We start from the raw sequence: 21,452 nt of genomic DNA, 5'->3' as shown, positions 1-21,452 counted from the left end.
GTCCTAGAGCCCCGCTGCGACCGGCATCGGCCTCGCCTTGCCCGCGCGTTCCTGCTTGAGGAGCTCGGCGACCAGGAAAGCCATGTCGATGGACTGCTCGGCGTTGAGCCTGGGATCGCAGACCGTGTGGTAGCGGTCGTTGAGGCCCTCGTCGGTGATGGCGCGGGCGCCGCCGATACATTCGGTGACGTCCTGGCCGGTCATCTCCAGATGCACGCCGCCGGCGTGGGTGCCTTCCGCGGCGTGGATAGTAAAGAACGACTTCACCTCGGACAGGACGCGGTCGAACGGCCGCGTCTTGTAGCCGGACGTGGAGGTGATGGTGTTGCCGTGCATGGGATCGCACGACCAGACCACGACCCTGCCCTCGCGCTTCACGGCGCGGATCAGGCCCGGCAGATGGTCGGCGACCTTGTCGGAGCCGAAGCGGTTGATCAGCGTCAGCCGGCCCGGTTCGTTGTCGGGGTTGAGCACGTCGATCAGCTTGAGCAGTTCGTCGGGCTTGAGTGACGGGCCGCACTTCAGGCCGATCGGGTTCCTGATGCCGCGGAAATATTCGACGTGGGCATGGTCGAGCTGACGGGTGCGGTCACCGATCCAGATCATGTGGCCCGAGGTCGCGTACCAGTCGCCGGTCGTGGAGTCGACGCGGGTCATGGCCTGCTCGTAGCCGAGCAGCAGCGCCTCGTGGCTGGTGTAGAAATCGGTGGCGCGCAGCTCGGGATGGCTCTCGAGGTCGAGGCCGCAGGCACGCATGAAATTGAGCGCGTCCGAGATGCGGTCGGCGAGCTCCTTGTAACGGCGGGACTGCGGGCTATCCTTCAGGAAGCCGAGCATCCACTCATGCACGCTGCCAAGATTGGCGTAGCCGCCGGTCGCAAACGCGCGGAGCAGGTTCAGCGTCGCGGCCGACTGGCGATAGGCCATCAACTGACGCTGCGGATCCGGGACCCGCGCTTCCTTTGTGAAGGCGATATCGTTGACGATGTCGCCGCGATAGCTCGGCAGCTCGACGCCGCCGATCTTCTCGGTCGGCGAGGAGCGCGGCTTGGCGAACTGGCCGGCGATGCGGCCGACCTTCACCACCGGCACGGCGCCGGCATAGGTCAGCACCACCGCCATCTGCAGCAGCACGCGGAAGAAGTCGCGGATGTTGTTGGCGCCGTGCTCGGCAAAGCTCTCGGCGCAGTCGCCACCCTGTAGCAGGAAAGCCTCGCCGGCCGCCACGCGTGCCAGCGCCTTTTTCAGATTGCGCGCCTCGCCCGCGAACACCAGCGGCGGAAAGGTCGCAAGCTGCGCCTCGACGTCGGCCAAAGCCTTGGCGTCGGGATAATCGGGCACCTGGAGCACCGGCTTGCTGCGCCAGGACTCGGGCGTCCACCGCTCGGACATCGCAATCTCTCCGTGAAGCAAAAACACAACCTGATCTGTGGGTTGCGAGGGCCGCCTTATACACAGGCTGGCCACGCCCCGCCAGTTGTAAATCCATTTCGCACTGCAAACCCTTGCGGGAAAAGCTGAATTCGCATTTGCTAGGGGCGGTAGAAGAAACTGGCAGCACAGCCTCCGCCCATGGACGCCGCACCGGACGACGTTTTCATCGACGAGATCAGCTTCCCGGCGACCGACGGGTATGCGCTGACCGGCACGCTGTTCCTGCCGCGCGGCGCCAAGCGCCATGCCGTGCTGATCAATTCGGCCACCGCCGTCCCGCGAAAGATCTATCGCGGCTTTGCCTCCTACCTTGCCCATCGCGGCTGCGCGGTCATGACCTACGACTATCGCGGCATCGGCGACTCCCGCCAGCCGGCGATGGTCGGCTACAACCAGCCGAAATCGCTGGTCGGCTTCAAGGCCTCGATGTCGGACTGGGCGGCGCAGGACGTCACCGCCGCGGTGCGCTGGATGCGCGAGCGCTACACCACCCTGCCCCTTGCCTATGTCGGCCATTCCTTCGGCGGCCAGGCGCTCGGGCTGATCGCGAACAACACGGAAATATCGCGCGCCGCGTTCGTGGCCTCGCAGGCCGCGACCTGGCGGCTGATGACGTCGCCGGAGAAATACCGCGTCTTCGCCTTCATGAATCTCATTGGCGTGCCGCTCGCCCACGCGCTCGGCTACGCACCGGGCTGGGCCGGCATCGGCGAGGACCTGCCCAAGGGCGTCTTCCTGCAATGGGCGGACTGGGTCTCGAGTCCGCGCTATCTCTTCGATTCAAAGCTGCCCGCGCTGGAGAATTTCGCGAAGTTCAAGGGCGAGCTGCGCGCGCTGTGCTTCTCCGACGATCCCTGGGCGACGCGGCCGGCGGTCGAGCTGCTTACCGGCGGGTTCAGCGCGATCAAACCGGAGGTGTTGACGGTGAAGCCGTCCGACGTCGGCGCCAAGGCGATCGGCCATTTCGGCTTCTTCCGCCCCGAGCACCGCGACACGCTGTGGCGCGGCGTAGCGGAATGGGTCCAGGGGGAGTGACGTCAGCGGATGATCGTCGTCAGAGACGAATAGCGCTTGTTCGGCTTTGCTTCGCCTGGCGCGAATTGCGCAAAGGCGTCGCTGACGCGAACCGCCGGCGGCGTGTCGCCGGCGAAACGAAACTCCTTCGGTCGCGGCGCGTAGTAGCTGGCGCTGTAATAGCTGTCGTCGAAACGCGCCTCGCCGACGCCGAACACTGCGTCGCACACGAACAAGAGCGCGTAGACTCCCGTCACTGCAACGACGATCTCCCTCAGAACTGACATGCTGATGCCCCACCCTTTGCAGGGCAAGATGCACGTCAGGTCCAAACCCAGGGTTTAAGGCAGCACATTTCTTGTCCGCAGGGTATGCCGCCGCTGAGCGGATTGCAGACAATTTTATCGATTCGGCACCTATTGCCGCGCGCTCGTGCTCAGCAGGCAGGCCGCCAGCTCGGTACGATTGTGCACACCGAACCGGCGGCACAGGTTCGCGACATGCTCCTTCACGGTCTGATCGGAAATCCCCATATCGCGCGCAATTTCCTTGTTGGTTTGGCCGCGGCAGACACGGATGGCAACGTCCGCAGACCGCGGGGGAAGTGATGCTGAGAGCGTCGCAGCCGGCGCGGCCGCTGGCTCGGGGACCCGGATCGCATCGCGATGGGTGTCGAACTCGCCCGCGTTCGTCATGTTGGTCAAAGCGAGAGAGCCGGCCCGACACAGCATGTCCATGCGCTGCCGCGACCGCACCGTGTAGGGCGCGTCAGACTCTGTCGTCGCGGTGAAAAGCACGCCGACGATCCTGGGGCCGCACCACAGCGGGCCACCCATGTTGTGGGCAAAACCCCACTCGTGCAGCATCTCGAAGGATGGGCTGTGCCGCCACTGCTGCGGGCCGATTACCGTTTCGCCGTCAACCGCGCGGCCTCTGGTCATGATGCAGTCGAGCACGGGATCGTGCTTCCAGAAGCCGGCCTTGTAATTGTCGAGCAAACCTTCCGCGACGAACCGGCTGTAGACCAGCTCCGGCTCGAGCTCCGTCGAGCAGATAGAGACCAACGGTCGGCGACCCCGTCAATTCCGAGATCGCCGAGCAGCAGGCGATGCCGAGCGAGCGGACCGAGCGGCTCTCGGCGATGGACATCAGCCGATCTGCGAGCTGGCGCTCGGGCAGACCATCCAACGGCTCCTGCTCGGCTCTCATCGCTATTCCTCACGCGATCGCGCCGTGCCCAAGGCACAAGCGTTCCATTGCCGATTATTATAGGCTTAAAACTTCTCCCTCGCCGGTTCTTTGGTCAAGCGAAAAGAAGCGGCAAAGCGCTGCTCTCCCGGCCCAGCTTTGCGGCAGCACCTCACGACCAACACCCCCCATGATGGGGGATTGCCGGTCTAGCAGCTTCATCTCTAGCATCCCCGCCATCGTGATCGCGCAACGACATTCGCGCGGTTCCGACGGGGACACGACGACATCGCGAGCCGTTCGTCACGCGCGCCAATCGCATCGGCGCGTGAGGGCGGAGTCATGCCCGCGAGCGGCTCTTCCTCGCCGATCCGAGCTTTCGCGGACGGAGACGTGCGCGAAAGGACCAACAGCCCGACCTGGAGACACCGACCATGAGCCCTTCCGCGCAGCTCGCCGTAAAGCCTTCCGCGACCCCGACGGTGGCCGAATTTCATGCGCGTCTCGATGCGCTGCTGCCGCTGGTGGAATCCAGGGCGGCTGAGGCCGAGGCGCAGGGTTATCTCACCGACGACGTGGTGGCGGCGCTGCGCAAGGCCGGCATCTACACCATGCTGTTCCCAAAGGAGGTCGGCGGCGCCGAGCTTCTGCCCTATGACGCCATGACCGTGATCGAGCGCCTCGCCTACGCCCACGCTTCCGCAGGCTGGTGCGTCATCGGCAACAACATGGAAGGCACCACGCTCGCCATCTACATCGAGGACGAAGGCATCAAGAAGGTGTTCGCCGGCGGGGCCGACATCACCATCGCCGGCAACGGCGTGCCGCGCGGCTTCGCCCGCCCGGTCGATGGCGGCTACATGATCCGGGGCAACTGGGCCTATGGCAGCGGCATCCAGCACGCTGAATGGGTGCATTCGGGCTGCTTCGTCACCGACGCATCCGGCAAGGACATGGTGTTCGGCCCGGGCGGCCAGCCCAAGATCGTCGTCACCCACCATCCGCGATCGACCATCAAGCTGATGGGCAATTGGGACGTGCTCGGCCTGCGCGCCACGGGAAGTTTCGACTACACCCTGAGCGAGGGCGACGAGCTGTTCGTGCCGACGCACATGACCTACGATTTCGACATCGGTGCGCCGCGGCGCGGCGGCGCGCAGGGCGCGCTCGGACTTGCCGGCTACAGCGCCTGGGCGCATTCCGCGTGGGCCGTCGGCGTCGGCCGCCGCATGCTCGACGAGCTCATCAAGGTCATCGTGCAGCGCACGGATCCCTTCGGCAAGTCGTGCGACAGCGCCAGCTTCAAGTTCCAGTTCGCCCAGGCCGAAGCGCGCTTTCGCGCCGCGCGGGCGCTGGTGCATGAAACCTGGAAGGAGGTCTCGGAGACCTGCGCCATCGGCGAAGGCCCGTCGCTGCAGCAGATGACCATGATCAAGCTGTCGCTGCGCCACATCCACGACGTGCTGTCCGATGTCGCCACCTTCGCGCATCGGGCCGCCCGCGGCGCCTCGCTGCACAACACACCGATGCAGCGGTTCTATCGCGACATCCATTCCGGCACGCAGCACATCCTGATGGCCGACCAGATTGTCGAGGAATGCGGTCGCGCGCTGCTCGGACTCCCCGGCCCGGGTGCGCAATGGACGGTGTTCGGCGTGACGGGCTGAGCATGCAATCAGGCATGAGGGCGTCGAGATGAGGACATCCCGCATCGTTGGCTTCTGCGGCAACAGCTGGCGCCCGGCCAAGTCGCGCGTGCTGGTCGAAGCCGTCGCTGCCGACCTGCTGACGCGGCACGGACTCAAGACCGACGTTCTCGACCTCGTCGATGCCGGCTGCGGCATCGCCGCCTTCACCCGCGTCGGGCTCGACGACAGCGCCCGCGCCGTCGTCGAGGCGATCGAGCAGGCCGATGGCCTCGTGATTGGCTGCCCGGTGTTCCAGGGCTCCTATCCCGGGTTGTTCAAGCACGTGTTCGACCTGATCGAGCCGGACGTACTGCGCAATCGCCCGGTTCTGTTAACCGCGGTCGGCGGCGGCCTGCGTCACTCACTTGTGGTCGAGCATCAGCTTCGCCCGCTGTTCGGCTTCTTCGAGGCGTGCACCGTCTCGAGTGCGATCTACGCCAGCAGCGCCGAGATCATGCCGGGCGAACCGCTGGCTCCAATGACCGCCACGCGGCTCGCCAACGCCGTCGAACAACTCGCCTCGCTGCTCGGTGGACGCCAGGCGGACGCCGCATGACCTTCCCTCCGCCTCACCGCCCCGACCTGCCGCCTTCAACCGGAGATTTCGATCATGCTTGATACCGTCAAACCTTCGCCCGATCTCACCGGCTTCACCCGCGCGGAATACGACATCAACGGCGTGCGCACCGTCGTTCACAGCATCGGAAGCGGCCCGGCGTTGGTGTTCCTGCACGGCACCGGCACCTTCACCGGCTTCGAGATGGCGCGCGACTGGGCGAAACATCACACCGTCATCATTCCCTATCACGCCGGCTTCGGCGACTCCGGTGATGCGGAGGCGATCGACACCATCGAGGATCACGTCCTCCATTCCATGGACCTTTTCGACAAGCTTGGGCTGACCCAGTTCGACCTCGCCGGGTTTTCGCTGGGCGGCTGGATTGCCGCGGAATTCGCGATCCGCCAGCCGCAACGCGTGCGCAAGCTGGTGCTGGTTGCTCCCGCCGGCCTCGTGGTCGCGAGCGCACCCGCACCGGGCTTGTTCGAGATCGCACCGCAGGAGCTGCCCGCCTATCTCACGCACGATCCGGCCGCTGCTCTCCGTTACTTTCCCAAAGCACCCGACCCCGCCTTCGATGCCCGCCTCGGGCGCGAGGTCACGGGCTTTGCCAAGCTGATCCGCAGCGAACCGCAAGGTAATCCCAAGCTCGCGCATTGGCTGCATCGGATCACGATGCCGGCGCTGGTGTTGTGGGGCGCAGCAGACCGCTTGCGCCCCACGGCTCAGGCAAACGCCTGGAAAGCCGGCCTTCCCGACGCGCGCGTCACGCTGGTGCCAGCGACTGGCCACCTCGTGTTCGAGGAAACGCCGGCCGCCGCGAGCCACGTCACCGACTTCCTTGCCAACTGACACCGCATCGAAAAGAGGACACCGCCATGATCGAGATGCCTCCGGGGGTGACCCCTGCCAATGACGGCTTTGACAACATCGTCTGGAACATTCTGGGCCAGACCTACACGCTGAAGCAGCACTCCGAAGCATCGATGGCCTGGCATGCCGTGTTTCCGGATGGCACCTTCGTGCCGCCGCACGTGCATCCAAACCAGGACGAGTTCGTCTATGTGCTGAGTGGCCGCTACGACCTCTGGCTCGACGGCAAGGATTTGGTCGCCAAGGCCGGCGACCTTGTCCGCATGCCCAAGGGGATTCCCCACGGGATATTCAACAAGTCCGGGGAAACCGCGACCAGCCTGTTCTGGGTCGCACCGACGCGGTCGCTCAAGGAGCTGTTCGAGCGCATCCACAACCTTCCCGATCCGCAGGAGGTGGTTCGGCGTGCTGCCGAGCACGAGGTCAATTTCTTGCCGCCCCCGGCCTGATGCTTGCCTTCCGCCGAAGCTCAAACCGCGAGGATCGATCATGACGACCAACTGGACCACCATCTCCGAGAGCGAACGCCGGCGGATTGGCGCGTGGCAGAAGGGCATGCTGGCGCTCGCCATCTTCTGCGAGATATTCCTCGCAGCCGATTGGTACGCGTTCGCGGCCGTGCTGCCGTTCGTCTCGGAAAGCCTCAAGCTCAATCCCGCGGAAGCCGGTCTGGCGCAAGGCATCTTCGCCCTGACCTACGGCATCGGCATGGTGGTCTGGTCACCGGTCAGCCGGGGTATGACGGCGCGCAACATGCTGCTGATTGGGCTTGCCGGCACTGGCCTCGGGATGGTGCTGCAGGTTTTCGTCCAGACCTATACCCAGCTCATTCTGCTGCGGCTGGTGATCGGCTTCTTCGACGCCGGCATCTTCATCGGCAACATGAAGCTGATCTTCGGCTGGTTTCCGCAAAGCCGCCGCGGCTCGGTGGTGGGCATCATCCTCGCCGCCTACAGCCTCGCAATCACCCTGGATTTCGCGCTGGGCATTCCCCTGACGATTGCGACGGGATGGCGGACCTTCTTCGCGGTACTTGCGATTGGCACCCTTATGATCGCAGCGATTGACGCTTTTGTCGTCCGCAACAGCCCGCGCGAGCTCGGCCTCGCCAATTTTACGTGGGGCAACGAGACCACACAGCAGCACCTGCCGCTCGGCGAGATCTTCCGCTCGAAATGGATCGCGGTCGGCGGCTTCGGCATCGTGGCGTGCACTTTCGCGATCGCCGGCACCGCCACCTGGGTGGTGCCGGCCTTCATCACCGTGCAACACATGCCCCCGGAAGCCGGCGCCGTGATCGGCACCGTGATGGGGCTGTCGCAAGTGCTGTTCCTGGTGATCGGCGGTTACATGTCCGACAGGCTCGGCAAGCCCTTCATGATCAAGCTCACCGCCTGTCTCGCGTTCCTGACCGCGCTGATGTTCCTGTGGACCGTGGTGACGCCGATGCCGTTCCCGATGCTGGTGCTATTTGCTGCGCTAAGCGGCGTGGCGCTGCTCGGCGGCGGCGCGATCTTCGCACTGCTCAGCGAAAAATACTCCGACGCACTCGCACCGGCCGCGATCGGATACGCCGAGGTGTTCGGCATCTTCTCGGCGTTCGTGGCCCCTTGGATGATGGGCGCCATCATCAACGTCTCCGCCGGCTCATTCACCGGTGCCTTCGTTGCCTTCGCGGTCGTCGAGTTCATCATCGTCGGCATCCTGATGATCCTCGCCCGCGAGGACGTCAGTCAGGGCGCTGTGATCGAGAGCCCGGCGGAATAAGAGAATCGCGGGTCCGGGCTTCTCTCCCATGTCCGCAGCCCTGCCAACGTCCAGCATCGTTTGGCTGGAATCGTATCGACCTCGACGACGATATCGCCTGTCCGCGCAGGTCCTGATCAGGTCGGCCGCTGTGCGCCCGGTCAGATCACCGGCTCGTCCTTCAGCGCCGAGATCACATGCTCGCCTTGCGTGGTCAGGCGATAGGTCACGAGCGGACGGCTCGACGGCGGCTTGCGCGCGACTTCGACGACATAGCCGCGGACCATCAGGGCTTCAAAGCTTCCGTAATAGCCGTACATGCTGATCTGGTTCTGCTTGAGCAACTTGAACTCGCGTAAGAGACGAATCTCGTTGCCGGACAGCAACGACCGCCGCACACGCTGCACGAAACTCGCCCGCCGCTCGAACCAGGCCTGATCAGGCAATTCGTGCGAGACCGGCGCCAGGTCTCGTTCACACGGGCGCGCATCCGGCGCAGCGCCGACCGCGACCTCAGGCAGGGCCGGCATGCTGCTGACGACCGCGTCCCTGGCGACATCGAGCAACGCGAGCGGCCAGCGCCGCTTGTTGTCCACCATAACTGGCGGCGGCACGACATTGTCGCGCACCAATTGCTCGAAGCGTCCGGCGGTCACGCCGACATAGGCGGCAGCCCGACGGCGGTCGACCATGCGGGTGTCCCGCACGACCTCGCAAGCAACGTTCTCGTCCACCCCAATATCCCCTGGCGCCTCGTTGCGCAGGCCTGGCGTCGCCCCGGCAAGGCCGGCCAAGCCGGCGGCAACCTAGGCAGGACAAGCGCTCTCGAAAAGCAGAGAATTTCGTACATGTTGATGCCGTTTCGGCAACAGCTATAGTCGGACCGGGAGTTCCATGCGCTTTCACTCACCATCCATCCAATATTTCCACGCGGTCCGCCGCACCGGCTCGATCCGCGCCGCGGCGCGCGTCCTGAACGTCGCCTCGTCGGCGGTGAGCCGTCAGATTCTCAAGCTCGAACAAGAAGTTGGATCGCCTCTCTTCGAGCGCAGTGCGCGCGGCCTGACGCTGACCACGGTCGGCGAGATGCTGGCCCGGCACGTCATGAACGTGCTCCAGGACCTCGACCGCTTCCGCTCCGACGTCGCGTCGCTCTCCGGTGCCTGGCACGGCACGGTCAGCATCGCCTGCATCGAGTCCCTGACCGAGTCGGTGCTGCCGGACCTGATCGCTTTGCATCGCGGCCGCGCCCGGCGCGTCAGCTTCACCACCGAGGTGAAGGGATCGTCGGACGTGCTGGAAGCGCTCAGCCGCGGCGAGGCCGACATCGGCATCGCTATGGCGCTGCGGCATCCGCCGGACCTGCGCCAGGTCGCCTTGAAGCGGTTTCGCCTCGGCGCCGTCGTCGCCCGCGAACATCCGCTGGCGCGCCGCAAGACGGTCACGCTGGCACAATGCCTCGCCTTTCCCGTCATCAACGCACTGCCGGAGCTGTCGATCTATCACCTGCTCCAGCCGCTGATCGCTCAGCTCCCGGAAACGCCGGAGCCGGCAATCCAGGCCAACTCGATCGACCTGATGCGCGAGCTCGCCGCGCGCGGCGTCGGCGTCGCCTTCCAGACCCAGCTCGGCATCGGCCGCTTGTCGCGCGACAGCCAGCTCGTGTTTCTGCCGCTCGACAATGCGGGGAGCCCGGTCTGGTCGGATCTCGGCATCTATGTTCGCGCCGAGCGCACCCTGCCCGCCTACACCGAGTCGTTTCTTCAAGAGCTCATGCGTGAGCTCGGCGAGCGCGAGCGGCGGGAAAACGCGTCCTATCCGCAGATCGCCTGATCCCAACAACGTATAGCAGAATAATGCCGGTGGTCCGCGGAGCGGTTCCTGATTATTGTAAAGACGGGCTCGCTCCCCGACGCTCGCCCAGGATTCCGGATGCCGGTACGTCAGCTCACGCCTTCACGACTTCTCCAGATCCAACGCTTTTCGAACTTCGATGAATTTCGCGCTCATGAAGTTCTCGGCGTCGGCACAAGTACGCCACTTCAACCTGACAATTCCTCGATGTCGCGCGCTATCTTGCCGCTTGCGGATGGACTGTTCGTGCTCCAACGCACGTTCGCCCGGCGCTTCGAAGCCGATATCGGCGTCCCCTGGGGTATCGGCCTTTCCGTGCCGTTTTCGTTTCACACGATCACCAACGGCCACGAACTCGACAGCTCGACGGTCAGCGTCGTTCGCGGCAAGGCGCCAGTCGAGATCGATCGCCCATGGCCCGAACACCTATCTGATGATGCGCTTCAACTCGGACATGCGCCAACGCGGCTGGGCGGATTACGACACCGGACTGACTTTCTTTCGCTCGCCCGACCCGGCGATGGCGCGCATGCGAGCCACGATCTCGAGCATGTTCCGCCTTGCCTCGGACATCGATTCCCCGCAGAGTTCGACGCAATCGCGCGGCCGATCCAGGAGACGCTGCTCGCGTGCCTCGACGACACGCTGGTACCGGCCGACATGCTGACCGCGCGGCGCGGATCGTTCGACACGCACCGCAAGCTGATGGCTCAGCTCGATGAAGTCGCCGCACTTGCCGGCGACAAGCCGCTCTACAGCGAAGACCTCTCCCGCGCGCTCGGCGTTGCCGTGCGCACACTCCAGCTTGCTGCCCGCACGATGCACGGCATGAGCTTGCACCAGTATCTGCGCCTCAAGCGGCTGTGGTCCACCCGCATCCAGCTCATGACAGGCGGCCCCGGCTCGAGCGTCAAGGCCGCAGCGCTCGGCAACGGCTTCTGGCACCTCGGCGATTTCGCGCGGAGCTACAGGACGACGTTCGGCGAAGCGCCGTCCGAAACGCTGGCGCGGGGCCGGCGTCTCTGAGCGCGGCCCGATCGCACGTCAGCCGTGACCGGCCTTGCCGTGCCCGCTATCGCTGAGACGGTCGACCCAGGCGATGCCGATCGCCGAGATGATGAAGGTCAGGTGGATCAGCACCTGCCACATCACGCCGCTCTCGGTGAAATTGCTGCGCGTCGTGCCGAGATTGCCGGCCTCGATGAAGGTCCGCAGCAGCGAGATCGAGGAGATGCCGATGATCGCCATCGCCAGCTTGATCTTGAGCACGCTGGCGTTGACGTGACTGAGCCATTCCGGCTCGTCGGGATGACCGCTCAGGTTCAGCCGGGAGACGAAAGTCTCGTAGCCGCCGACGATCACCATGATCAGAAGGTTCGAGATCATGACGACGTCGATCAGCCCGAGCACGACCAGCATGATCTGCTGCTCACTGGCGTCGAACGAGTGCAGGACCAGGTGCCAGAGCTCTTTCAAGAACAGCAGCACATAGACGGCCTGCGCGACGATGAGGCCGACATAGAGCGGCACCTGCAGCCAGCGCGAGCCAAAGATGACCTGGGCAAACAGGCCGATCGGCGGCGGCGGCAAAGGCTCGGCCGAAGGTGCTTTGGGTTCAGACGTCATCGATTACTCCGGTGTGCAGCAGCAAACGTCACCTCAGAGACTCGCGATCACGGGCGCAAGCTCGAGCGAGCCCCGATAGATCATTTCGAAGGCGACGTAAACGATGATGGCAAGACCGACATAGGCGATCCAGCGCTGCTTCTGGAGCACGCGGCCGAGCAGGTCGGCGGCTACGCCCATCAACCCGACCGACAAGAGCAGGCCGAAGGCGAGAATATAGGGATGCTCGCGCGCGGCGCCGGCCACCGCAAGCACGTTGTCGAGCGACATCGAGATGTCGGCTGCGACAATCTGCGCGGCCGCCTGCCCGAACGTCTTTCGCGGCGCCTCCGCGGTGCCCGCGCTGCTGCCATGGCTGAACGCGAGCTGGCTGGAATGCGCGGCCTGCTCGCGCAGCTCGCGCCACATCTTCCAGCAGACCCACAGCAGCAGCACGCCGCCGGCGAGCAGCAGGCCGATCACCTGCAGAAGCTGGGTTGCAACGCCGGCAAAAACGATGCGCAAACCGGTGGCGGCAATGATGCCGACGACGATGGCGCGGCGGCGTTGCTCGGCCGGCAGGCCCGCGGCGGCAAGGCCGATGACGACGGCGTTGTCGCCGGCCAGCACGAGATCGATCAGGATGACCTGGAGTAGCGCGGACAGCGCATCGGCGGTGACGAATTCAAACATGTTTGATCATTTTTTCGGTGCGGACGGATCGAGCCAATGCGGCTTCTTCCGCTCGATCCAGTCGAAGACCTTTGAACGGGAGGAGCGCAACACGGGCACGTCCTCGGCGAGCAGAGCAAGTCCGAGCGGCAGCATCCAGACGCCGAGCACGGGAAGGAACGACAGCACGCCGCCGACGACGAGCAGCGCACCCGAAGGGATCCTCACCCAGCGGCTGGAAGGCTTGAGCAGATAGGAGACGGTGTCGCCCACGCGCGCCGGCATCCGATCGACGAGCTTGTCAAGGCGCGGGTCGCCGCCGGCCATCTGACTGGTGTCCTTGGTTGCCGTCGTACGGTCGTCCGATGCTGCGCTCATGTTCGCTCCATTATGCGGTGCGTCATTCGGCACGCACCGCGCTCGGCTTGACCTGCTTGGCCCGCGGCAACACCAGCGTCAGCAGGCGCAGCAGCTTGATCGCCTGCACTTCGTGCGGATGCACGTCCTCGTCCGCAGCCGCAACGCGCTCCGACAGCTCCATCAGATGCGACGAGAGCGGAAGATTTGAGACCGGCCGCAGCGTGTCGATCACCACATTGGCAAAGTCGGGCTCCTCGAGTCGTTCCGCCATTTCGTCGAAGATCGCAAACAGGCGATCCTCGCTCATGTGGGGGCCAGACCGCGATCCCGGATGAAGCGGATCACCTCGTCGCGCTCGACCGGCGAGACTTGCCGGTCGGCGACCGCGACAAGCGCGCCGGCAATCACCAGCGCCGCCGCAGCCTGCTCATTGAGGCGGGACGGCTCTGTGATCTCGGGCTCGATCGGATTGGAAGTGGCGGCGTCGGACATCATAGCTCCTCGTTTTGCGAAATGACCGCGCGGAGCTTCGATGGGGACGATGGAGTCGGAGGGAACAGAGAAGGCCCGACGATCGGCCAATCCATCGCTTTCGCGCGGGACAGGTCATCCGACATCGCGAGGTTCGCTGACATCGTCAGCGGCCTCGCCAGAGGGGCCCGGATTCGTGTTCGTTCCACACATAAAGATGGCACCGCCGGAATCAAGGCGGCAGCGCTGCGACCAGCCGCCGCATCGGGTTCCATATTGTCGGCCCTGGTTGAGCAATGGTGCGCGTGTCCGGATGCAGCGCCGCTCGCAACGTCTAACAACGGCTAACGAGCCAACAATCCGATTTGGATGCAGATTGGCTCGGGCGCCTCGCTGTATCGGGGCGCGCGCACAGGAGCGGGAACCGATGGCACGGCTGCTTTCAGTGAATGTCGGCCTGCCGCGCGACGTCGCGTGGCAAGGCAAAACCGTCCATACGGGCATCTGGAAAACGCCCGTCGAAGGCCCGCGAATGGTGCGCCGGCTCAACATCGACGGTGACGGCCAAGGCGATACGGCAGGTCATGGCGGCGAGCAGCGCGCCGTCTATGTCTATCAGCGCGAGTCCTATCTGTTCTGGCAAAAGCATCTGGGGCGATCGAACCTGGTTCCTGGACAATTCGGCGAGAATTTCACTGTCGATGGCCTCGCCGACACCGACGTCTGCATCGGAGACCGCTACAGGATCGGCTCTGCCCTTTTCGAGGTGACCCAGCCGCGCGTCACCTGCTACCGGCTCGGCATTCGCATGGAGGAGCCTGACATGGCCGCGCTGCTCGTCAGGCACGGCCGGCCTGGCTTTTATGTCCGCGTGATCGAGGAAGGCGACGTGGAAGCCGGTGACGAGATTACGCGGGTCGCCGATGGCCCCGAGCGCATGAGCGTGTCGGACATCAATGCGTTGCTCTACCTGCCGCCCCACCCGCGCGAGCAACTCGAGCGCGCGCTGCGCATTCCGGCGTTGAGCCGCGGCTGGCGGCATTCGTTCGAAGCGCTGCTCGCGCAGCAGCACAACGACAAGACGGCCGCGGGAAATGCCGGCCTGGGCCCGACAGCAAGCCCACCTCCGGCCTGGCATGGATTCCGCCCGTTCCGCGTCTCGCGCAAGATTTCCGAAAGCGGCACTGTGACGTCGCTGATCCTCGATCCCACGGACCAACATCCCGTCGCTGCTGCCCTGCCTGGCCAGTTCATCGTCGTACGGCTCGGACCGTCGGCGGCACCCGCGATGACGCGCAGCTATTCGCTGTCGAGCCACTCCGATGCCGCGTCCTATCGCGTCAGTGTCAAGCGGGAGGCGCATGGCGTGGCCAGCCAATATATCGCCGACACGCTCCGGATTGGCGACGTGGTCGAGGTCGGCGCGCCACGCGGGAGTTTCACGCTGCGCCAGGACGCGCGGCCGATTGTCTTGCTGAGTGCCGGCATCGGCGCGACGCCGGTGCTCGCCATGCTGCAGGCGCTTGCCGCGGAAGAAGCGACACGAGAGGTTTGGTGGCTGCATGGCACCCGCAACGGCCACGAACACGCGTTCGCCGCGGAGGTGCGCGGGCTGCTGGCTGGGCTCGCTCACCATCGCAGCCACATCTGCTACAGCGCGCCCGATCCCGGCGATCGCGCCGGGACCGATTTCGACACCGCCGGACATCTGGATGCTCGCTTGCTCCAAAGCCTCAACGTGCCGCGCGACGCCGATTTCTATCTCTGCGGACCGGCTGCATTCATGACAGATCTTGCGGCGGGTCTCGGCGCTTTGGGCATCGCGCCGGATCACATCTACACCGAGCTGTTCGGCACCAAGCCTTCACTGACGCCTGGTATTGCAGCGGCGCCCAGGATTGCCGCACATCTGCCGGCTGGAGCCCCCGGCCCGGGTCCGATGGTCAGTTTCGTCCGCAGCGGCCTTAATGTCTGCTGGGGCCCGGCCTATGCCAGCCTGCTCGAGCTCGCCGAAGCGTGTGACGTGCCGGTGCGCTGGTCGTGCCGGACGGGCGTGTGCCACAATTGCGAGAGCGGGCTCGTGGCCGGCGACGTCAGCTATGCACCGGATCCGCTCGACCCAGCGGCGGACGGAAATGTGCTGATCTGCTGCTCACGGCCGCGGGGCGACGTCGTCATCGATCTTTAGAAACGTCGGCATATGCGCAACTGACATGGGAGAGCTTGATGCGAACTGACATCGCGCCGGGAGCGGCTTTCCCGGACTATGAGCTCAGCGACCATACCGGCAAACACCGCAAGCTCTCGGAGTTGCAAGGAGGCGACCCTATGGTGGTCGTTCTCGGCCGTGGCGGCTTTTGTCCAAAGGACCGACGGCAGGCCGAAGGACTGCTGCAGCTCCATCGGGAGATGGAAGTCGGCTATTGCCGGATGGTCACGATCACGACCGACAATATCACCCAGACGAACGAGTATCGCAGCGGCGTGGGAGCACACTGGCCCTTCCTGTCCGATTCCCGGCGGATCATTCAGAAGGATCTCGACATCGCCGAATACACCGATCCCGTCCACAATCCGATGATCCCGCATGTCGTCGTGCTGGAGCCCCGCCTCGTCATTCACAAGGTCTACAACGGCTACTGGTTCTTCGGGCGTCCGACCGTCGAAGAGCTTCGCCAGGACCTTCGGGCCGTCACCATGAAATGCCGCCCGGATTGGGACATCACGGCCCCCGGTCTCAAGACGTTATGGGACCAGGGCCGCAAGGAGCATTTCTATCCCTACGGCAAGGCTTACGTCGAAACTCTCGGCGAACGGGATTAACCCTCGGCCTCCTTGCGCCGGCGCTGGGCGTATTCCGCGCCCCATCCGAGGCCGAGCGTCACGGAAATCAGCGAGCCGAGCAGCACGCCGAGCTTCGCAGCATCCAGCAGCTTGTCGTCGGTGAACGCGAGCATCGCGATGAAGATCGACATGGTGAAGCCGATGCCGGCCAGAAGCCCGATCAGGCAAACGCCGCCCCATGACACGCCGGGAGCGAGGCGGCACCAGCCGGTGCGCACCGCCAGCCACGTTGCACCGATCACGCCGACCGGCTTGCCCGCACACAGGGCCAGGGCGACACCGAGTGCCACGAACTGTGCACCGCCGGAGAGCTCCGTGCTCGCGAAGCCGACACCGGCATTTGCCAGCGCGAACAGCGGCATGATTCCGTAAGCGACCCAGGGATGCAGCGCCGTCTCCACGCGGATGACAGGCGGCACGATCTCGGGACGGGGCGACCGCACCGGCGTGATCAGGCCGAGGACGACGCCTGCGAGCGTCGGATGGACCCCGGCCATGAGAAAGCCCGCCCAGACGATAAACCCAGGCACCACATAGGCGTACGCCGAACCAAGTCCCATCCACTGAAAGCCAAGCACGACCAGAACGCCGAGCGCAGCGACGGCGAAACCGTTGAGATCGAGTCCGTTGGTGTAGAACGCTGCGATGATGAGAACCGCGATGATGTCGTCGATGATGGCGAGCGCCAGCAGAAACACCCGAACATTGCCCGGGATCGATCTTCCGAGCAGCGCGAGCACGCCGACGGCGAAAGCGATGTCGGTTGCTGTCGGGATCGCCCAGCCTTGGCTGCGGCCCGGAGCAGCGTTGAAGCTCAGGTAGATCAGCGCGGGAACGACGACGCCGCCGACAGCCGCGAGCACCGGCAGAATGGCCTGATCAAACCGGCTCAGTGCGCCCTCGTGGATTTCGCGACGGATCTCCATGCCGACGACCAGGAAGAAGATCGTCATCAAGGCGTCGTTGATCCAGAAATGCAGCGACCTCTCGAAGGCGAAGTCGCCGAGGCGAAGCGGAATCTCCAGGTGCCAGAGATCATGATACAGAATCGGCGAAGGGTGAGTTGGCCCAGAGCAGCGCGGCCGCGGCGGCCACGAGCAGCACGATGCCGCTGATGGCCTCGACATGCAGGAATTGCTGGAGTGTGGAAAGCGCCCGCTCAACGAAAAGAGGCGCTTTGGGCAGGTCCCTGCCGGGCAGTTGGTCGTTCATGGGCACAAGCATCCGGCGTGGCGGCCCGACCATCGCTTGACCTGTCGCTGCCACATGCAGCGAGCACCCGGACGTGTTCTACACGGCGCCGGGCATAAGGCAACCCTGCTCCACGCGCATATGGGTCCAGCCCATGCGGCGGGAACTCCGGAGCGGTAAGGATCGTTGGCACACCTCACGACACATCCTGACGGGAACCCCATGTGCCGCTGGATCGCCTACCGGGGCGAGACGACCTCGTTCGAGCCTTACGTCACCGAGCCAGAGCATTCGCTGATCGCGCAAAGCATCCGCTCGCTGCAATCGACGGCGGGCTCGAATGGCGACGGCTTCGGTCTCGGCTGGTACGGCGAGCACCCGGAGCCTGGGCTTTATCGCGAGACACGCCCCGCCTGGTCGGATGAAAACCTCCGCTACCTCTGCCGCCATCTCCGCTCGCACCTGTTCTTCGCCCATGTGCGCGCCGCCACCGGCACGGCGGTGACGCGGCAGAACTGCCATCCCTTCGCCTGCGGCCAGTGGATGTTCATGCACAACGGCTTCGTCGGCAGCTGGAATCGCCTGCGTCGGAAGGTCGAGGCGCTGATCCCCGACGCCTACTATCCGTCGCGACTGGGTTCGACGGACTCCGAAGCCGTGTTCCTCGCCATCATGGGCGCCGGTCTCGACAGCGATCCGGTCGGCGCGACGCACCGCGTGCTGCGGTCGCTTGCCGGTCTCGTCAACGAAGGCGAACACCGCGAGAGGCTGCGATTCACCAGCGCGGTCGCGAACGGCCGCGATCTCTACGCCTTCCGCGTTTCGGTCAACGATGCCGCGAACACGCTGTATTTTCGCAGAATCCGGCGGCCAGGTCGTCGTCGTGTCCGAGCCGTTCGACAAGGAAACGGACTGGACCGAAGTGCCGCCCAATCACGCTCTGATCGCGCGCGCGTCCGAAAGGGTGAAGATTGTTCCGTTCGACCTTGCAATTTCCAGTGTGTCCGGCGCGGAACCCGCCTCCGTCAGGAGGATTATCGCCCGCAGGTAATACCATCGCCGGGTGGACAATGACATTGGCTTCGGACGTTTTGAAACTGCTGCGCCTCGATTCCTCCGACGACAAGCAGCACCTCGTTATTCGCTCGGCCGGTGGCAGCGGCAAGGCGGCCGAATATTCATTCGGCATCGAGGAGGAGTATTTCCTCGCCGATCGCCGGACATTCGAGGTCGCGATCGAAACGCCCAACGCCCTGTTCGAGATCGGCGAACTGGTCCACCGGCGGCCAGGCCATGCGCGAGATGCTGCAATCCCAGCTCGAGGTCGCTACCAATGTTCACGTCGACGTCAATGACGCCCGGGAAGAACTGAGATTTCTGCGCCGCGAGGTCGCCAACGTCGCCGCGCAATATGGCTTCGTCATCATGGCCTGCGGCACCCATCCCACCGCAGTCTGGCGCATGTCGCAGCCGAGCCCGAGGCCGCGCTACGAGGAGATGATCGAGGATCTCCGCAGCATCGGCCACCGCAACATGATGTGCGGCATGCATGTGCACGTCCAGCTGCCGGATCCCGAGAAGCGGATGGCCGTGATGCGGGCGATGCTGCCGCATCTGCCGCTGTTCATCGCGCTGGCTGCCTCCTCCCCGTTCTGGAATTCTCACAAGACGGGACTGAAGGGCTACCGGTTGGCCGCCTATAGCGAGCTGCCACGCACCGGCATGCCAGAACTGTTCGAAAACCGGCAGGACTACGACGCCTATGTCGGCGCACTGCAGCGCTCGGGCGTGATCCCCGACGAGAGTCACATCTGGTGGGCGATGCGCCCGTCCATGAAGCATCCGACGCTCGAGCTTCGCGCACCCGACACCTGCACCTTCGTCGACGACGCCCTCGCGATCGCCTCGCTCTATCGCTGCCTGACGCGGCACCTCAACCTGCGGCCACATCTGTCGAAGGAGGTCACCGTGGTCGAACGCGCGATCGCGGTCGAGAACAAATGGCGCGCCCAGCGTTACGGCACCGACTGCATCTTTGCTTCCAAGGATGGTCCGGTCACGATCTCCGAGCTGCTTACGCGCGTCATCGACGACACCGCCGAGGACGCGGCCGCGCTGAACTGCGCCGCGGAGGTCGAGCACTGCCGGACCATCGTGGAACGCGGCAGTTCGGCCGAGTTCCAGCTTCGCGCCTATCGCGAAACCGGCGACGACATCGCATCGGTGTCACGATGGATTGCTACAGCTACGATGTCAGGGACCAGTGCTCCGATCGGACGCAGTGCTCAGGCGCCGACATAGCGTCCGCACAAGCTTCGAAAACGATAAGGGCGCTGCGGAGTTTTGCCGTGGCACGGAGAACGCATGACCGAGATCACCTGTTGCGCAGGCTGTGGTCACAGCCTGGTCCCCATGCTGACCAGCAAGGGCTCGACGGAGTTCACCTGTCTCTGGTGCGAAAGCATCAACGCCCGGGCAATGGACATGGCGAAGTGGACGGACAGCCCAACGGGCAAGCCCCAACGGTCCTCGGCTGCACATTCCCCATCGCGCCTGCCGCCAAATTAGACAAACGGCGGCGCATCCGGGGGTCGCACCGCCTACAAAGCGGGTAAGTCGTCCGGCGAGATCGGTCGACCTAACTACCGGTGCAACCAGCGGATTTTGCCTGCTCCGCCATGGCGCGCGAGCAGTCCCATCGCCGGAACCGAACTGGCCCAAAATTCGCAAAGCAGCGTTCAGACTTTCCGTCTCCGCTGCCCGCCAGATCGCGCGCGGATGACCGGCACAGATCGGAGAATGCCATGAACGTGCATGCTGCCGGCGATCTCAAATTCACCGGCCTCACCCGCCCGAACGGCGCGCCACTTCGCCTCAACGACCAGGATTTCGTGGCCATCGACCGCGACAAGAATGCGAAGTATGAGGCGACCTACCGGCCGCAGGCACTCTACAACCGAGCGAACGAAGGCTTTCACGCCAACAACGAAACCTTCCTGCTGCATGAAGTCGCGACCAACCTGCCGATCTACCGCCCGGACACCGGCCCCACCGATTTCCACCTTCATCTGCCGCCGGGCGGCTTTCAGCTCGTGCTGGTCACCTCAGGCGCATTCACCTTCGACTACGACGGGCGCTTCTACAATGTAGGCCCCGGCGCGGTAATGTTGCAAAGCGCGATCGTGCACCGCCAGTTGTTCTACACCTGGTCGGGACTGTCGACGGAGGAGAACCTGAAGACGGCGCAGACCGTGGTGCCGGACCCTATCTCGATGGGCTATTCTGGCAAATTCCTCGAAGCCTTCATCACCGACCCCACGACCTTTCCGAATCCGACGATCGTCGGTCCGGACCAGATCAACGAGGCCGAGACGCCACGCGTGGCCTGGAATCATCCGCTGCATGATCGCCCGGCCGATGCTGGCTTCTGGCTGCAGGACCCCCTGGCGCTGGATGCGCTGTTCAAGCCGCTGACCGACAATTCGGTCAAATCGGCCACGGCGGTCTATGTGCGCGATATCGGCATCGAGATTCCGAGCGGCCATCTCGTCACCGGCCACATCATCGCAACCGACCCGCGCGGCCAGTCGCTGCTGCCCAAGAGCACGTCGATCGCCGCCGACGCCGCCTTTTTGCCAAGGGCGAGGTCGTGATCTACCGCGTCATTCGCGGCACGGCCGAGTTCAGGAAGAAGTCCGGCGAGAGCTTTGAACTCTCCGCCGGCGACGTCGTGACGGCGGGCAAGGAGTCGGTCAGCCTGATCGGCCTCGGCGAGAACACCCAGGTGCTCCGGCTCGGCCTGCTCAAGGGCATGAACGAGCTGCGCAGTTGGACCCCGACGCAGCGCGATGAGATCGACGGCCTCGCCGGCCAGATCATCACGCAGAGGGACGTTCGCCCCCTGCGCACCGAGGGCAAGCCGGTCGGCTATCTGTACGCCTAGCCCAAAAGAA

17 protein-coding genes and 5 pseudogenes are annotated in these 21,452 nt (G+C 64.7%); 13 read left to right on the top strand and 9 right to left on the bottom strand.

Going from position 1 to position 21,452, the window contains the following annotated elements; genetic code table 11:
- Window positions 1-3 precede the first annotated feature (3 nt).
- On the bottom strand, window positions 4-1,392 hold the full coding sequence (locus ACQ86E_RS27050; protein ID WP_431202586.1) for a class II 3-deoxy-7-phosphoheptulonate synthase: 1,389 nt from the start codon (window positions 1,390-1,392) through the stop codon (window positions 4-6).
- 180 nt (window positions 1,393-1,572) lie between these two features.
- Between ACQ86E_RS27050 and ACQ86E_RS27045 the strand changes: the two genes are divergently transcribed.
- On the top strand, window positions 1,573-2,469 hold the full coding sequence (locus tag ACQ86E_RS27045; protein ID WP_431202585.1) for an alpha/beta hydrolase family protein: 897 nt from the start codon (window positions 1,573-1,575) through the stop codon (window positions 2,467-2,469).
- A 2-nt stretch (window positions 2,470-2,471) separates the two neighbouring features.
- Here the strand turns inward: ACQ86E_RS27045 and ACQ86E_RS27040 are convergent, their stop codons facing one another.
- Both ACQ86E_RS27040 and ACQ86E_RS27035 read right to left on the bottom strand, forming a co-directional pair.
- Window positions 2,472-2,735, bottom strand: coding sequence for a hypothetical protein (locus ACQ86E_RS27040; protein ID WP_431202584.1), 264 nt, complete (start codon window positions 2,733-2,735; stop codon window positions 2,472-2,474).
- A gap of 129 nt (window positions 2,736-2,864) precedes the next feature.
- Window positions 2,865-3,446, bottom strand: a complete 582-nt coding sequence (locus tag ACQ86E_RS27035; protein ID WP_431202583.1) for a response regulator transcription factor — start codon at window positions 3,444-3,446, stop codon at window positions 2,865-2,867.
- Window positions 3,447-4,070: 624 nt separating this feature from the next.
- Here ACQ86E_RS27035 and ACQ86E_RS27030 point away from each other — a divergent pair.
- From ACQ86E_RS27030 to ACQ86E_RS27010, 5 genes are read left to right on the top strand one after another with little or no spacing between them, the layout of a single operon-like run.
- Complete coding sequence (locus ACQ86E_RS27030; RefSeq protein ID WP_431202582.1) at window positions 4,071-5,303, top strand: acyl-CoA dehydrogenase family protein; 1,233 nt, start codon at window positions 4,071-4,073, stop codon at window positions 5,301-5,303.
- Window positions 5,304-5,331: 28 nt separating this feature from the next.
- Window positions 5,332-5,880 (top strand): NAD(P)H-dependent oxidoreductase, encoded by a 549-nt coding sequence (locus ACQ86E_RS27025; RefSeq protein ID WP_431202581.1) that lies wholly within the window; start codon window positions 5,332-5,334, stop codon window positions 5,878-5,880.
- A 54-nt stretch (window positions 5,881-5,934) separates the two neighbouring features.
- Entirely contained in the window at window positions 5,935-6,735 is an 801-nt protein-coding gene (locus tag ACQ86E_RS27020) for an alpha/beta fold hydrolase (protein WP_431202580.1), read from the top strand.
- Between the two features lie 26 nt (window positions 6,736-6,761).
- Entirely contained in the window at window positions 6,762-7,205 is a 444-nt protein-coding gene (locus ACQ86E_RS27015; RefSeq protein ID WP_431202579.1) for a cupin domain-containing protein, read from the top strand.
- A 40-nt stretch (window positions 7,206-7,245) separates the two neighbouring features.
- Window positions 7,246-8,523 (top strand): MFS transporter, encoded by a 1,278-nt coding sequence (locus tag ACQ86E_RS27010; protein WP_431202578.1) that lies wholly within the window; start codon window positions 7,246-7,248, stop codon window positions 8,521-8,523.
- 140 nt (window positions 8,524-8,663) lie between these two features.
- On the opposite strand, the gene ACQ86E_RS27005 is transcribed toward ACQ86E_RS27010, so the two are convergent.
- Window positions 8,664-9,236: a hypothetical protein gene (locus tag ACQ86E_RS27005; protein WP_431202577.1), complete on the bottom strand. Its 573-nt coding sequence runs from the start codon at window positions 9,234-9,236 to the stop codon at window positions 8,664-8,666.
- A gap of 160 nt (window positions 9,237-9,396) precedes the next feature.
- Between ACQ86E_RS27005 and ACQ86E_RS27000 the strand changes: the two genes are divergently transcribed.
- Window positions 9,397-10,335, top strand: a complete 939-nt coding sequence (locus tag ACQ86E_RS27000) for a LysR family transcriptional regulator (RefSeq protein ID WP_431202576.1) — start codon at window positions 9,397-9,399, stop codon at window positions 10,333-10,335.
- A 228-nt stretch (window positions 10,336-10,563) separates the two neighbouring features.
- Window positions 10,564-11,382, top strand: a complete 819-nt coding sequence (locus ACQ86E_RS26995) for a helix-turn-helix domain-containing protein (RefSeq protein WP_431202575.1) — start codon at window positions 10,564-10,566, stop codon at window positions 11,380-11,382.
- Between the two features lie 18 nt (window positions 11,383-11,400).
- Here ACQ86E_RS26995 and ACQ86E_RS26990 read toward each other — a convergent pair whose 3' ends face one another.
- The 4 genes and pseudogenes from ACQ86E_RS26990 to ACQ86E_RS26975 all read right to left on the bottom strand — a co-directional run bounded on the left by ACQ86E_RS26990 (window position 11,401) and on the right by ACQ86E_RS26975 (window position 13,485).
- Window positions 11,401-11,982, bottom strand: coding sequence for a TIGR00645 family protein (locus tag ACQ86E_RS26990; RefSeq protein ID WP_431202574.1), 582 nt, complete (start codon window positions 11,980-11,982; stop codon window positions 11,401-11,403).
- 33 nt (window positions 11,983-12,015) lie between these two features.
- On the bottom strand, window positions 12,016-12,654 hold the full coding sequence (locus ACQ86E_RS26985; protein WP_431202573.1) for a TerC family protein: 639 nt from the start codon (window positions 12,652-12,654) through the stop codon (window positions 12,016-12,018).
- Window positions 12,655-12,660: 6 nt separating this feature from the next.
- Window positions 12,661-13,011: a hypothetical protein gene (locus ACQ86E_RS26980; RefSeq protein ID WP_431202572.1), complete on the bottom strand. Its 351-nt coding sequence runs from the start codon at window positions 13,009-13,011 to the stop codon at window positions 12,661-12,663.
- A 22-nt stretch (window positions 13,012-13,033) separates the two neighbouring features.
- Window positions 13,034-13,485, bottom strand: a pseudogene (locus ACQ86E_RS26975) (TerB family tellurite resistance protein).
- 406 nt (window positions 13,486-13,891) lie between these two features.
- On the opposite strand from ACQ86E_RS26975, the gene ACQ86E_RS26970 reads away from it, so the two are divergent.
- Window positions 13,892-15,652, top strand: coding sequence for an MOSC domain-containing protein (locus tag ACQ86E_RS26970; RefSeq protein WP_431202571.1), 1,761 nt, complete (start codon window positions 13,892-13,894; stop codon window positions 15,650-15,652).
- Window positions 15,653-15,690: 38 nt separating this feature from the next.
- Window positions 15,691-16,287, top strand: coding sequence for a redoxin domain-containing protein (locus ACQ86E_RS26965; protein ID WP_431202570.1), 597 nt, complete (start codon window positions 15,691-15,693; stop codon window positions 16,285-16,287).
- Here ACQ86E_RS26965 and nhaA read toward each other — a convergent pair.
- A pseudogene (gene nhaA, locus ACQ86E_RS26960) lies at window positions 16,284-17,520 on the bottom strand (Na+/H+ antiporter NhaA). The gene ACQ86E_RS26965 and the pseudogene nhaA sit on opposite strands and share 4 nt — an antisense overlap.
- Window positions 17,521-17,721: 201 nt before the next feature.
- Between nhaA and ACQ86E_RS26955 the strand changes: the two are divergent.
- The 3 pseudogenes from ACQ86E_RS26955 to ACQ86E_RS26945 all read left to right on the top strand — a co-directional run bounded on the left by ACQ86E_RS26955 (window position 17,722) and on the right by ACQ86E_RS26945 (window position 21,442).
- A pseudogene (locus ACQ86E_RS26955) lies at window positions 17,722-18,550 on the top strand (class II glutamine amidotransferase).
- 19 nt (window positions 18,551-18,569) lie between these two features.
- A pseudogene (locus ACQ86E_RS26950) lies at window positions 18,570-19,800 on the top strand (carboxylate-amine ligase).
- Window positions 19,801-20,303: 503 nt separating this feature from the next.
- A pseudogene (locus tag ACQ86E_RS26945) lies at window positions 20,304-21,442 on the top strand (hypothetical protein).
- Window positions 21,443-21,452: the final 10 nt, after the last annotated feature.

Origin of the sequence: Bradyrhizobium betae, assembly GCF_050632175.1 — a bacterium.
Lineage (GTDB): Bacteria > Pseudomonadota > Alphaproteobacteria > Rhizobiales > Xanthobacteraceae > Bradyrhizobium > Bradyrhizobium betae_B.
This window is presented reverse-complemented; position numbering and strand designations above follow the sequence as displayed.